Raw genomic sequence first — 13,456 nt, 5'->3', positions numbered from 1 at the left:
ATTTCTTAAGGTCAAGACCTGTAAGTGACTCGGGTGATTGAACGTAGCCAACGCACATGCAGCTTGAAGTATGACGGGTTTAAAGGGGCCGTAGCCCCTTTGGTTTTATTGAGTACTTGTAGCACTGGTCTGGCTGAACGCCGCCTGGAACACCGCCACCAACGCATCGTTTTGCGATTGGGTTAAGGTCTGCCCTTTCGGACCAATGAACTGCAAGCTACTGCGGTTATCAAGGTCACCGACCTGCAATTTATAATCGCCTTCTGGCAATTCAGGATCTTTGGCACCGATTGCATCCCAACTGCTGCTGCTCATCGATTTGACTGTGACGTTAATCGTACCCAGCGGACGGCTACGGTCAGTCACTTTCATACCGATTTTCTCAAGTGCGGCTGGCAAACGTTCCCACAACACAGCATAAGAACCGCGAACAATGAGCTGAGGCAAGCCAGTATCATCGCTGCCACTTTGCACATCCAACGTGCCAACCTTGCGCGCAGCCTGGCTGTTTTCACTGTCAGAACGTACCTTGTCCAAGCCTTCGACGATAGCATTCAGCATCGCACCGTTATAGCGCTGGATTTCGGTATAATCGGTAATGGTTTTACCCCCTTGCTGTAAACCAAGGGATTTCACCACTAATGCCAATTGATAACCTTGCTCCTGTACACTTATCTGATAACGGCCTTCGAACTGCACGTCTTCATCTGCCCGGTTCCATTTGATCCAGTCAGTCGCCAGGGTTTGTGTTGCATCCTGACGGCTGGCTATCGGCCAGTTTTTATCTTGCAGAACACGGGTAACTTGCGCCCATAGCGTGCGGTTTTGTGGGCTATTTTCTAACAATAGCTTGCTGGTATCGGTAGCATTTTCAGCGCGGGAGCCACTTAACAATGTCAGTGGTTGCACCGGCGGACGGATATCCAACTGTTTACCCACCGCACCTGTTGCATTAACGGCGCGCACATCAAATTCGCCGTTTTGTATCGGTAGAATCATGCCAGAGGGTGAGTTCAGTGGCTTCAGCCCCGGAGCTTCAAGATAAGACTCGTCACCACCAACCTGGCGTTTGTAACGTTGGTCAGTGGTACAACCGGCCAGCAGCATGGCCAGCGAAACACCCACAACCGTTACCACCGTCGACTTTTGCAATGTTATTGCCATCAAATTTCCCTAAGAGTTACAGCAAACCTGCGCTTTTTAGCGCGTCTTCCACAACCCGTTTAGCCGGGTCAGTCAGTGGGGTCATTGGCAGACGTAAAGTGTCGTTTGCCATTAATCCCAGCTTCTTCGCGGCCCACTTCACCGGAATTGGGTTTGCTTCTACAAATAAATGCTGATGCAACGGCATCAAGCGCTGATTCAAACGGCGTGCTTCTGCAAAGTTACCTTGTGAGGCCAGCGCACACAGTTCGGCCATTTCACGCGCAGCAATGTTTGCTGTCACCGAAATAACCCCTTTACCGCCCAGTTGCATAAAGTCGAGTCCACTCGCATCGTCACCACTGAGCAGGATGAAATCTTCATCATCAACCAGCACTTGGATCTGACTTACCCGACTTAAGTTCCCTGTTGCTTCTTTTACAGCAACAATATTTTTAATCTTAGCCAAGCGAGCGATGGTTGGCGGTAACATATCGCAACCGGTACGCGAAGGCACATTATAGAGAATTTGTGGCAAATCGGTACTTTCAGCAATCGCTTTGAAGTGTTGGTACAACCCTTCCTGCATCGGACGGTTATAATAAGGCGTCACCGTCAGGCACCCCACCACACCGGTGCTATTAAACCGCCGGGTGAGAGAAATAGCTTCGGAGGTGGCATTAGCGCCCGTTCCGGCAATGATTGGAATGCGACCATCAGCCAGTTCGAGGGTCTGCATGACCACATCGACATGTTCGTCATGGTTCAGTGTTGCAGATTCGCCGGTCGTTCCCACAGAGACAATCGCCGCAGTTCCACTGGCGACATGATAATCAATCAGTTTCTTCAGGCTCGCGCGATCGACTGCACCGTTGTCGTCCATCGGCGTTACCAGCGCAACTATGCTTCCTGTAAACATCGAACTTCCCGTAAACATTGACCACCCCCACCTTAAACAAGTTCCTCATGGTACTTTTGACCTCTATCCAAAAGCAAGTAAACAACTGTGTTGTAAGCGCTTGGCAGCAGGTTTTTTTTATGTTTACCATGGTAACCCCAAAGAGCATGACAGGAAGAGCGATTTTGCCGCAGCTTGATGAACATTATCTGGTCATTACCGCACTGGGTGCTGACCGCCCTGGAATCGTGAATACCATCACCCGCCATGTCAGTAGCTGCGGTTGCAATATTGAAGATAGCCGGCTGGCCATGTTCGGTGAGGAATTCACATTTATAATGCTGCTTTCAGGCAGTTGGAACGCCGTTACCCTGTTGGAATCAACACTGCCACAGAAGGGGGCAGAGCTTGATTTGCTGATTGTCATGAAGCGCACCAACGCACAAGAGCAACAGGCGATGCCCGCGACAGTATGGGTAAAAGTTGAAGTTAATGACTCCCCCCATATTATTGAACGGTTTACCAATCTATTTCATTGCCACAATATGAATATTGCGGAATTGGTTTCTAAGACTCAGCCCGCACAAGGTGATACGCCGCCATTGCTGCATATCCAGATAAGCGCACACAGCCCTGCCAGCCAGAACGGTTCGAAAATCGAACACGCTTTTTATCAACTCTGTACAGAACTCAATGCACAAGGCAGTATTAGTATTGTGAACTATCCACAGCATGACTCACGAATGGAGAGTTAGTAATGAGCCCATTGAAAGCCGGTGATATAGCGCCAAAGTTTAGTTTGCCCGACCAAGATGGCGAGCAAATTAGTTTGGCCGACTTCCAGGGACAACGTGTCTTGGTCTATTTTTATCCTAAAGCCATGACACCAGGCTGCACCGTTCAGGCTTGTGGCCTGCGCGACAATATGGATGAGCTAAAAAGTGCAGGCGTTGAAGTGTTGGGCATCAGCACCGACAAACCTGAAAAACTGTCACGTTTCGTCGAAAAAGAGTTGCTGAATTTCACTTTGCTGTCTGATGAAAACCATCAGGTTGCAGAGCAATTTGGCGTTTGGGGCGAAAAAAGTTTTATGGGTAAAACCTACGACGGTATCCATAGGATCAGTTTCTTGATTGGCACTGATGGTAAGGTGGAGCATGTGTTTGATAATTTCAAAACCACCAACCACCACGAAATCGTTATGGACTATTTGCGCCAAAGTGCTTGAGTCATAACACACCGGCCCTGACCGATAAATTGCAAAAAAGAGCGCTCAAACGCTCTTTTTTATTGGCAATAAATCAAATGATCCCCAAAGCCATTGCTGTTGCAGCAAGGCAGCCAGCGAACTCATCCCGATGAGCTGACTCCGATCAGTGATTCGGGTGAGTGAGTGCAGCTAACACCGCTGCGGCATCAAGGGCACAGGGGATAGTTAATCCGCGTCGGGAATAAATTCATCCGGCCACGCATGGATAACGGCTTTGACCAATGTCGCCAACGGGATAGCAAAGAAAACGCCCCAGAACCCCCACATTCCACCAAAAATAATCACTGATAGAATAATAACCAACGGATGCAAATTTACCGCTTCAGAAAACAGCACCGGCACCAGCAAGTTGCCGTCCAGAGCTTGCACCACCAGATAAGCGGCAAAAAGTGTCCAGAAATCAGCACCAATCCCCCACTGAAATAATGCCACCAACACCACCGGAATCGTCACAATTACCGCACCGATGTAAGGAATAAGCACGGAGAAACCCACTAACACCGCCAGCAACAGGGCATAATTCATTCCCATAATAAAGAAAACGAGATAAGTGGCGATACCCACAATCACCATTTCCAGCACTTTGCCGCGAATGTAGTTGGTAATCTGTTGGTTCATTTCCAGCCATACCTGCCCCGCCAGGCCACGGTTGCGCGGCAAAATACGGCGCACGGCATTCAGCATCTGCTCTTTATCTTTGAGCAGAAAGAACAACATCAACGGCACCAAAATCAGATAGATTGCCAATGTCAGCAGGCCAATTAACGAGGCAAGCGAGATTTTAACCACTGACTCCCCCATGCCCGATAGCTTGCCACGCAGATTTTCTGCCATCATATCGACAATACCGGCATCGACCAGCGCCGGATAGCGAGCCGGTAAAGTTTGGGCAAATGCATTGAATTTATTCAGCATTTTTGGCATATCTGATATCAGATTATTGCCTTGCTGCCATACTGTCGGGGCCACAACAAACACCGCTAACAGCGTGATACTACCAAACACTACCAGCACAATAGTGGCCGCCCACGGGCGTGAGCAACCAATACGCTGTAATCGTGCTGTCGGCCACTCCAACAAATACGCCAAGACTATTGCCGCCAGCAAAGGGGCCAAAATACCGCTAAAGAAGTAAAGAATGCAGAATCCCGCCAGCAGAATAGCCAGTAGTGCAATAACCTGCGGGTCGGTAAAACGCCGACGATACCATTGTAACAACAGCTCTAGCATCCGAAATGACTCCTTAAATACTATGAGAAAACCGCAAATTGGCGACTCCCTTTAACCGCCCCGGTATACAGGGGCAAAACCCGAAGGTAAATTGTTCTTGTCAGACATTCCCTTATACCCACATGCTGGCTAAGATAGTGATGAGCATTAGCCACGGATGATGAGCTTAACCTTTGACGTATTTGATGCTATTTATGTGATCTATACCCAATAGATTTCAAGATGCGGGAAAGCGGCAAGCAAGAGAACCCCGATGAGCTTACACCGGTAAGCCATTCGGCTGATTGAGCACAGCCAACCCACCAGCAGTTTGAAAGATGACGGGTATAACCCGCTTTCGTGATGATTGTACTGGAGAGCAGAGCAAGGAAGAAGAACTCTTACACATCCCGGAGTCTAATTGTCATTACATTAGCAAGGGCAGCCTCGTTTATGACGTATCGGTTAACTAAAACAGGTCGGTTAAGTAAGACAGTGATCGCCACATTACTCAGTAGCTTGTTGCTCACCAGCGCAATACCTGCCGGTGCAGAGACGCAAGACCTGTTACCCGATATCGGTACCTCTGCGGGTGCCACGTTGAGCATCGATCAGGAAATGGCAATGGGGGATTTTTATGTCCGCCAAATGCGCGCCAGTACCCCGTTAATTTATGATCCATTATTAGCACAGTATATCAACCAATTAGGTCACCGACTGGTTGCCAATGCCAATTCAGTGCGTACCCCTTTTCATTTCTATCTGGTGAATAACGATCAGCTAAACGCCTTTGCATTCTTTGGCGGCAATGTGGTTATTCACTCCGCCCTGTTTCGCTATACTGAAAACGAAAGTGAGCTGGCCTCAGTATTAGCCCATGAGATCTCACATGTCACTCAACGCCATTTAGCCAGAGCAATGGAAGAGCAGCAACGCATGGCTCCCCTGACATGGGTCGGTGTTTTAGGTTCTATTCTATTGACGATGGCCAGCCCGCAAGCGGGAATGGCCGGGTTAAGTGGCACATTGGCGGGTGCCCAACAGGGTATTATCAGCTTTACGCAGGGCAATGAGCAGGAAGCTGATCGTATTGGGATTCAGGTGCTACAACGTTCAGGGTTTGATCCGCAAGCCATGCCAAATTTCCTACAAAAACTGGCCGATCAGTCGCGATATGCCTCTAAACCACCGGAAATGTTGCTGACTCACCCGTTACCCGACAGTCGGTTATCTGATGCACGTAACCGCGCTAACCAAATGAAACCGCACCCGATAGCCTCATCACAAGATTATTTATTCGCCAAAGTACGTATTCTGGGAATGTATGGTTCGACTGAAAACAGCCTGACCCCTGACCTGCTGGAAACCCTCAGCAAAGGTACGGTGCGCGAGCAACTGGCGGCAAAATATGGTCAAGCTATCTTGTGGTATCAGGCCAAGAAATATGATCAAGCCCGTAACCAGTTACAGCCATTGTTGACCCAGCAACCAAACAATATTTGGTTCCTCGATCTGATGACCGATATCGATCTGGAGCAAAATAAGTCTGCTACGGCCATTGCACGCCTGCAAGCCGCGATTGCTAAACAAAATGATGAGCCGGTATTACAACTCAATCTAGCCAATGCTTATGTTCAGGGCGGGCAACCGGCAGCGGCGGTTAAGCTGCTAAACCGCTATACCTTCGCTCATCCGAACGATCCGAATGGTTGGGATCTATTGGCTCAAGCTGCCGCCGCACTGGGTTTACGCGATCAAGAACTGGCAGCGCGTGCAGAAAGCCTGGCCCTGAGTGGCAAGTTGCCACAGGCCATCGGCCTACTCAGCGATGCCAGCGCGCGGGTGAAGTTGGGCAGCCTGGAGCAGGCGCGTTATGATGCTCGTATTGATCAATTGCGCCAGCTCGATAAGCGCTTCCAGAAATACCAGAAGTCTTAAGGAGAGTTACTATGCAAGATGTCACGATTTATCATAATCCACGCTGCTCGAAAAGCCGGGAAACGCTCGCGTTAGTTGAACAGCAAGGTATCCATCCGCAAGTGGTGCTGTACCTTGATACCCCGCCTTGCGTGGAAACGTTAAAACAGTTATTGCAACAATTAGGTTTCAACGACGCACGCCAGTTAATGCGTACCAAAGAGGAGCTTTATAAGGAGCTGAATCTAGGGGATAAAACGCTGACGCAAGATAAATTGCTGCAAGCTATGAGTGATAATCCGAAGCTGATCGAGCGCCCAATTGTGGTTTATCACGGCAAAGCGCGGATTGGCCGCCCACCAGAGCAGGTGCTGGAAATATTGCAGTGATTTGATTGCTACAAAAGATTGAAAGAATAAATGTATTTATCGTTTATTATTTCAATTTCAAAGACCTAAAATCTCTTTCACAAACGGAATCGTCAGCTTACGTTGCGCGGTAATTGATGCCCGATCCAGTTGATCCAGGGTCATAAACAGTGTGCGCATTTCCCGATCGAGGCGTTTTAGCAGAAAACGCCCCACATCTTCCGGTAATTCAAAACCACGCAATTTGGCACGCAGCTGTAAAGCCTGCAATTTCTCATCATCTGACAAGGGCTGCAATTTATAAATTTGCCCCCAATCCAGACGGGAAGCCAAATCAGGTAACCCCAGGTTCAACTGGCGTGGCGGGCGATCACCGGTTATCAACAAACGGGTACGGCCGGTTTCGACGATGCGGTTGTAGAGGTTAAACATCGCCATTTCCCACATCTCATCACCAGCAATACATTCAATATTATCAATGCACACCAATGCGAGTTGCTCCATGCCATCAAGCACTTCCGGCACGAAGTACGCGCGTTTATCCAGCGGGACATAACCTACCGCCTCGCCTTGTTGCGATAACTCAGCACAAGCGGCGTGCAGCAAATGACTGCGGCCCCCACCTTCGCGCGACCAGAAATAGATATAACTGCCGTGAGACTGGTGAACAGCAGACTGGATCGCCGCTAACAGGGATGGGTTCTCCCCCGGATAGAAACTGGCAAAAGTTTCATCATCGGGAAGATAAAGTGGCAGTGAAAGCTGTGCCGGCGTATTCAGAAGCACCTCAACCAACAAAACGGGCGGGAAATCAGGGCAAGCTTACCACAAAAACCAACAACAGCATAAAAACCTGATCTGAGTAGAAAAACTGGCCGAACCGACAAGCGCGATTCGACCAGATATCACTTTTATTTAAGCGCCGGTTCGTCTTCCGTTGCCTCAATAATCTCTTCTTCTGTGCGGATCAAACTGATCACTTTAAACAGCAGGCTCAGACCGATCCCCACGACGGTTGCCAGTGCCATACCTTTCAGTTCAGTGGCACCAATGTTCACTTTTGCGCCACTCACCCCGATGATCAGGATAACCGAGGTTAAAATCAGGTTTTGTGCTTTGTTGTAGTCAACTTTTGACTCGATCAATACGCGGATACCTGACGCGGCAATAACACCGTACAGCAGCAGTGAAACACCGCCCATCACCGGCACTGGTACCGCCTGAATCGCCGCAGCCAACTTGCCAATGCAAGAGAGCATAATAGCGAGGATCGCCGCCCCACCAATCACCCAAGTACTGTAAACACGCGTGATCGCCATAACACCAATATTTTCGCCATAAGTGGTGTTCGGTGTGGAGCCAAAGAAACCAGAAATCACTGTCGAAATACCATTGGCGAACATCGAACGGTGCAAGCCCGGATCACGGATCAAATCCTTTTTCACAATATTTGCGGTGACCACCAAGTGCCCGATATGCTCAGCAATCACCACCAGCGCGGCGGGCAGAATGGTCAGAATGGCAAACCACTCAAAACGCGGAGTATAGAACGTCGGCAAGGCGAACCAGTGCGCTTCACGAATCGGGGTTAAATCAACCACACCCATGATAAATGACAGGGCATAACCAACCAGCACACCAATCAGGATCGGGATAATGGCAAAAAAGCCACGGAACAGCACCGAACCCAGAATGGTCACCCCTAAGGTCACCATTGAAATAATGATAGTGGTGGAATCGGCCGTGACCCCTTCGGCAGGCAGCAACCCAGCCATCCCCGCAGCTACACCGGCTAATTCAAGACCGATGACCGCAACAATCGCCCCCATCGCCGCCGGCGGAAAGAGTACATTCAGCCAACCGGTACCGGCTTTTTTTACAATCAGCGCCACCAGGCAAAACAAGACGCCACACATGATAAAACCACCCAGTGCGACTTCGTATCCCAATGGCAGTAATAGCAATACCGGTGAGATAAAGGCGAAACTGGAACCCAGATAAGCTGGGATTTTTCCCTTACAAATAAATAAGTAAAGCAAGGTGCCGATGCCGTTAAACAACAGCACCGTCGCCGGGTTAATTTTAAACAGAATAGGGACTAAAACTGTGGCACCAAACATCGCAAACAGATGTTGGAAACTCAGGGGGATCGTCTGGAGCAGCGGTGGGCGCTCGCTGACGCCAATGGTGCGACGGCTCATTTTCTCTATCCTCTCAATGGTGTGGTTTATGCTAAAAATTATTCAAAAAAAAGCCGACTATCAAGTCGGCTATCTAAAAGTTACTTTGTTCCGAAAATCTTATCACCAGCATCACCCAACCCAGGGATGATATAGCCGTGTTCGTTCAAGCACTGATCGATTGAGGCAGTATATAGCTCTACATCTGGATGCGCTTCTTCCAGCGCTTTAATCCCTTCAGGGGCCGCCACCAAGACCAGCACTTTGATACTTTGGCAGCCTGCTTTTTTTAACAGATCGATGGTGGCAATCATCGAACCACCGGTTGCCAGCATCGGATCAACCACTAACGCCATGCGTTCGTTAATATCAGCAACCAGCTTCTGGAAATACGGTACCGGTTTTAGAGTCTCTTCATCACGGTAGACGCCCACCACACTAATGCGGGCACTGGGGATATTCTCCAATACCCCTTCCATCATACCTAAGCCTGCACGCAGAATTGGCACAACAGTAATTTTCTTACCCTTAATCTGTTCAATCTCAACCGGCCCGTTCCAACCTTCGATGGTGACTTTTTCAGTTTCCAGATCGGCGGTTGCCACGTAAGTCAGCAAACTTCCCACTTCAGAGGCCAACTCGCGAAAACGCTTCGTGCTGATTTCATTCTCACGCATCAAACCAAGTTTATGTTTTACTAGCGGGTGTTTCACCTCAACGATCTTCATTATTTTTCTCCTGGTTAGGCGGTTGACGGCCAAAAAAATCGCGAGATTATACCGCTTTTCTTTTTGAACGCCACATTGAATAGCCTGATTCAGATCAATAGAAAATCAATCTTAAGTCAAGAAAGTAAAAAATCAGGGTGATATCACAAGCTGCTCGCAAACGTTTGCCTGCGCTGTTAGAATTGTTGCGTTTTCTTTAAACCGCCAACCGCCGTGGGGACCTCGCAGTGACCAACAAAACCTCTCTCAGCTATAAAGACGCAGGTGTAGATATTGATGCCGGCAATAACCTTGTTGATCGCATAAAAGGTGTGGTTAAGCAGACTCGCCGCCCAGAAGTGATGGGAGGATTGGGCGGGTTCGGTGCCCTGTGCGCTTTGCCACAAAAATACCGTGAGCCTATTCTGGTTTCAGGCACCGATGGCGTTGGCACCAAGCTACGTCTGGCGATGGACCTGAAACGTCACGATACGATTGGTATCGATTTAGTCGCCATGTGCGTCAACGATCTGGTGGTTCAGGGTGCAGAACCCCTGTTCTTCCTTGACTACTTTGCCACCGGTAAACTGGACGTGGACACTGCCGCCAGCGTGATTACCGGGATTGCCGAAGGGTGCAAACAATCAGGCTGTGCGCTGGTTGGCGGCGAAACCGCCGAAATGCCGGGGATGTACCACGGCGAAGATTATGACGTTGCCGGTTTCTGTGTCGGCGTGGTCGAAAAATCTGAAATTATCGATGGCAGCAAAGTGACACCGGGTGATGTGCTGGTTGCCTTAGGTGCCAGTGGCCCGCACTCTAACGGCTACTCTTTGGTGCGCAAAATTCTGGAAGTCAGTCAAACCGATCCAGAACAGACTCAGTTGGAAGGTAAATCTCTGGCCGACCATTTACTGGAACCGACCAAAATCTACGTAAAATCCATTCTTAGCCTGATTGAAAAACTTGATGATATTCATGCCATTGCTCACCTGACCGGTGGTGGCTTCTGGGAGAATATTCCGCGCGTGTTGCCACAAGGGACTCAGGCGGTTATCGATGAAGCTAGCTGGCAATGGCCGGCGATATTTAGCTGGTTGCAGCAAGCCGGGAATGTTGAGCGTCACGAAATGTATCGTACCTTTAACTGTGGCGTTGGCATGGTTGTTGTCCTGCCTGCGGAACTGGCAGATAAAGCGGTTGAACTGCTGACCGCATCTGGTGAAAAAGCCTGGAAAATCGGCGTTATCGCTGCGGCAATTGATGGTGCAGAGCAAGTCATTATCAATCCGTAATATTGATGATTCATCCTGCAACTTCAAGTACGAAGAGTTTTACCCAAAGTAATTGGTGTTGCAGGTAGGCGGCAAATGAATGAACCCGATGAGTTTACATCAGTAAATGATTCGGGTAAGTGAATGCTGCCAACACCCCTGCAACTTCAAGTACGAAGAGTTTTACCCAAAGTAATTGGTGTTGCAGGCAGGCGGCAAATGAATGAACCCGATGAGTTTACATCAGTAAATGATTCGGGTAAGTGAATGCTGCCAACACCCCTGCAACTTCAAGTACGAAGGGTATTATGAAAAAGATAGTGGTATTGGTGTCAGGCCAAGGCAGCAACTTGCAGGCACTGATAGACGCCCAGCAACAAGGGCGTATTTCAGGCGAGATTAGCGCTGTTTTCAGTAATAATCCTGATGCTTATGGGCTGGAACGTGCTGAACTGGCCGGTATTGCGCACCATGCTCTGGATACCAGGCTTTATGCTGATCGCGCCAGTTTTGATTTAGCATTGGCACAAGCCATTGATCGGTATCAACCTGATTTATTGGTGCTGGCCGGTTATATGCGGATTCTCAGCCCAGAATTTGTTCAGCATTATGCTGGCCGGATGTTGAATATCCACCCCTCGCTACTGCCGAAATATCCTGGCCTGCATACCCATCGTCAGGCTCTGGAAAACGGCGATCAGGAACACGGCACCTCGGTGCATTTTGTGACTGAAGAGCTTGATGGTGGCCCGGTTATTCTGCAAGCCAACGTGCCCATTTTCAGTGATGACACTGAGGCAGAGGTGGTGGAACGGGTGCAAACCCAGGAACACAGCATTTATCCGCTGGTGGTGAGTTGGTTTACTGATGGTCGTCTGTCTATGCGTGACAACGCAGCCTGGCTTGATGGCAAGCGCTTACCTGCACAAGGTTATGCGGCCGAGTAAAAACATTATTTAGTTAATATTAAAGGTGCTGCCTGTTTAAGGTCTGCGCCTTTTTTAATTCCCCCGTGCTTACACCTTATGCTGATAGTATAATTTTCATGGCAGCAGCCGCTGTCGCCACAAGAGGAATAAGCATGTCTACCACTAACAGCGTCAGGTTACGTCCACTAGAACGAGATGACCTGCCGTTTGTTCACCAGTTAGATAACAATGCCAGCGTGATGCGCTATTGGTTTGAAGAGCCTTACGAGGCCTTTGTCGAACTATCTGATTTGTATGATAAACATATCCATGATCAGAGTGAGCGTCGCTTTATTATTGAAAGCCAAGGGACAAAAGTCGGTCTGGTTGAGTTAGTTGAAATTAACCACATTCACCGCCGTGCTGAGTTTCAGATTATTATCGATCCGGCGCATCAAGGTAAAGGCCATGCAGGTGCGGCTGCAAGACTGGCGATGGAATACGGTTTTTCTGTTCTGAATTTGTACAAACTCTATTTGATTGTGGATAAAGAGAATGAAAAAGCCATTCATATTTATACAAAGTTAGGTTTTGAGATTGAAGGTGAATTGAAGCAAGAGTTCTTTATCAATGGTGAATACCGTACGGTGATCCGTATGTGCATTTTCCAGCCACAATATTTGGCTAAATATAAAACGCCATCGATAAAGAAAGCTTAATCTGCTGGGGCTATCCGGCCCCAGTTCAGCCATCAACCATAACGCCCGGTAATATAATCTTCCGTGCGGCGCTGATGTGGTGATGTGAACAGCGCGTCAGTATGGTTGTATTCCACCAAACTCCCTTGATGAATAAAGGCGGTATAATCCGAAACCCGTGCCGCCTGCTGCATATTATGGGTGACCAGCACCACGGTGTATTGCTGCTTTAAAGTGGTTATCAGCTCTTCAATCGTTAGGGTAGAAATAGGGTCCAACGCCGAGGTTGGTTCATCAAGCAGTAATACTTCCGGCTCGATGGCAATGGCTCTGGCTATCACTAAACGCTGCTGCTGCCCGCTGGAAAGACGAAATGCATTCTCCCGCAACCGGTCTTTCACTTCATGCCATAACGCGGCTGCGCGCAGTGAGCGCTCAACGGCATCATCAAGTACTCGCCTATCACCAATGCCTTGCAAGCGCAGGCCGTAGACAACATTCTCATAAATAGATTTCGGAAATGGATTCGGCCGCTGAAACACCATACCTATTCGGCGGCGTAATGCAGCAACATCGGTGGCCTTGTCGGTGATAGTGACATCACCCAAGCGGATATCCCCCTCAATACGGCAATTATCCAGTAAATCATTCATTCGGTTAAAACAACGCAGTAACGTGGACTTCCCACAACCGGACGGCCCAATTAGTGCAGTAACCCGATGTTTGGGGATATTAAGCGAAATGTCGTGTAGCACCTGTTTATCGCCATAAAATAAACTGAGCTTATCGACTACCAGTGCCGTTTGCTCGTGAGTCAATTGCTGCACATCAAGCTGTGGCAGCGAATCCGGCGTCAAAAGTCCCATATTTTGTCCTGCGAGTTA

At 48.9% G+C, this 13,456-nt stretch carries 14 protein-coding genes; 7 read left to right on the top strand and 7 right to left on the bottom strand.

Annotation, left to right across the window (positions count from 1 at the left end):
• Positions 1-105: 105 nt before the first annotated feature.
• Positions 106-1,164, bottom strand: coding sequence for an outer membrane protein assembly factor BamC (bamC, locus tag YALDO0001_RS17745; RefSeq protein WP_004705191.1), 1,059 nt, complete (start codon positions 1,162-1,164; stop codon positions 106-108).
• Positions 1,165-1,180: 16 nt separating this feature from the next.
• Positions 1,181-2,062 (bottom strand): 4-hydroxy-tetrahydrodipicolinate synthase, encoded by an 882-nt coding sequence (dapA, locus tag YALDO0001_RS17740; protein ID WP_042840458.1) that lies wholly within the window; start codon positions 2,060-2,062, stop codon positions 1,181-1,183.
• A 164-nt stretch (positions 2,063-2,226) separates the two neighbouring features.
• Between dapA and YALDO0001_RS17735 the strand changes: the two genes are divergently transcribed.
• A complete protein-coding gene (locus YALDO0001_RS17735; protein ID WP_042548701.1) occupies positions 2,227-2,796 on the top strand; it encodes a glycine cleavage system transcriptional repressor in 570 nt (189 codons plus the stop codon).
• A 2-nt stretch (positions 2,797-2,798) separates the two neighbouring features.
• Positions 2,799-3,269, top strand: coding sequence for a thioredoxin-dependent thiol peroxidase (gene bcp, locus YALDO0001_RS17730; protein ID WP_004705185.1), 471 nt, complete (start codon positions 2,799-2,801; stop codon positions 3,267-3,269).
• 207 nt (positions 3,270-3,476) lie between these two features.
• Here the strand turns inward: bcp and YALDO0001_RS17725 are convergent, their stop codons facing one another.
• Entirely contained in the window at positions 3,477-4,541 is a 1,065-nt protein-coding gene (locus YALDO0001_RS17725; RefSeq protein WP_004705183.1) for an AI-2E family transporter, read from the bottom strand.
• Between the two features lie 432 nt (positions 4,542-4,973).
• Here YALDO0001_RS17725 and bepA point away from each other — a divergent pair, with 432 nt between their 5' ends.
• Complete coding sequence (gene bepA, locus YALDO0001_RS17720) at positions 4,974-6,458, top strand: beta-barrel assembly-enhancing protease (RefSeq protein ID WP_042840456.1); 1,485 nt, start codon at positions 4,974-4,976, stop codon at positions 6,456-6,458.
• Positions 6,459-6,469: 11 nt separating this feature from the next.
• On the top strand, positions 6,470-6,826 hold the full coding sequence (arsC, locus tag YALDO0001_RS17715) for an arsenate reductase (glutaredoxin) (RefSeq protein WP_004705179.1): 357 nt from the start codon (positions 6,470-6,472) through the stop codon (positions 6,824-6,826).
• A gap of 57 nt (positions 6,827-6,883) precedes the next feature.
• Here the strand turns inward: arsC and hda are convergent, their stop codons facing one another.
• The 3 genes from hda to upp form a co-directional block, all read right to left on the bottom strand.
• Positions 6,884-7,591 (bottom strand): DnaA inactivator Hda, encoded by a 708-nt coding sequence (gene hda, locus YALDO0001_RS17710; protein WP_042548700.1) that lies wholly within the window; start codon positions 7,589-7,591, stop codon positions 6,884-6,886.
• Positions 7,592-7,716: 125 nt separating this feature from the next.
• Positions 7,717-9,006 (bottom strand): uracil permease, encoded by a 1,290-nt coding sequence (gene uraA / locus YALDO0001_RS17705; protein ID WP_004705176.1) that lies wholly within the window; start codon positions 9,004-9,006, stop codon positions 7,717-7,719.
• Positions 9,007-9,086: 80 nt separating this feature from the next.
• Positions 9,087-9,713 carry a uracil phosphoribosyltransferase gene (gene upp, locus YALDO0001_RS17700; RefSeq protein WP_004705173.1) on the bottom strand — a complete coding sequence of 209 codons (627 nt, stop codon included), beginning with the start codon at positions 9,711-9,713 and terminating at the stop codon, positions 9,087-9,089.
• Between the two features lie 227 nt (positions 9,714-9,940).
• Between upp and purM the strand changes: the two genes are divergently transcribed.
• The 3 genes from purM (at position 9,941) to speG (ending at position 12,593) form a co-directional block, all read left to right on the top strand.
• A complete protein-coding gene (gene purM / locus YALDO0001_RS17695) occupies positions 9,941-10,987 on the top strand; it encodes a phosphoribosylformylglycinamidine cyclo-ligase (RefSeq protein WP_004705172.1) in 1,047 nt (348 codons plus the stop codon).
• Positions 10,988-11,274: 287 nt separating this feature from the next.
• Entirely contained in the window at positions 11,275-11,913 is a 639-nt protein-coding gene (gene purN / locus YALDO0001_RS17690; protein WP_004705169.1) for a phosphoribosylglycinamide formyltransferase, read from the top strand.
• A 134-nt stretch (positions 11,914-12,047) separates the two neighbouring features.
• Positions 12,048-12,593 carry a spermidine N1-acetyltransferase gene (gene speG, locus YALDO0001_RS17685; RefSeq protein WP_042548085.1) on the top strand — a complete coding sequence of 182 codons (546 nt, stop codon included), beginning with the start codon at positions 12,048-12,050 and terminating at the stop codon, positions 12,591-12,593.
• Positions 12,594-12,625: 32 nt separating this feature from the next.
• Here speG and pstB read toward each other — a convergent pair whose 3' ends face one another.
• Entirely contained in the window at positions 12,626-13,438 is an 813-nt protein-coding gene (gene pstB, locus YALDO0001_RS17680) for a phosphate ABC transporter ATP-binding protein PstB (protein WP_042840454.1), read from the bottom strand.
• Between the last annotated feature and the right edge of the window lie 18 nt (positions 13,439-13,456).

Origin of the sequence: Yersinia aldovae ATCC 35236 (assembly GCF_000173735.1) — a bacterium.
Classification (GTDB): Bacteria; Pseudomonadota; Gammaproteobacteria; order Enterobacterales; family Enterobacteriaceae; genus Yersinia; species Yersinia aldovae.
Note: the sequence above shows the minus strand (reverse complement) of the source record. Positions and strands in the feature narration are given on the sequence as shown.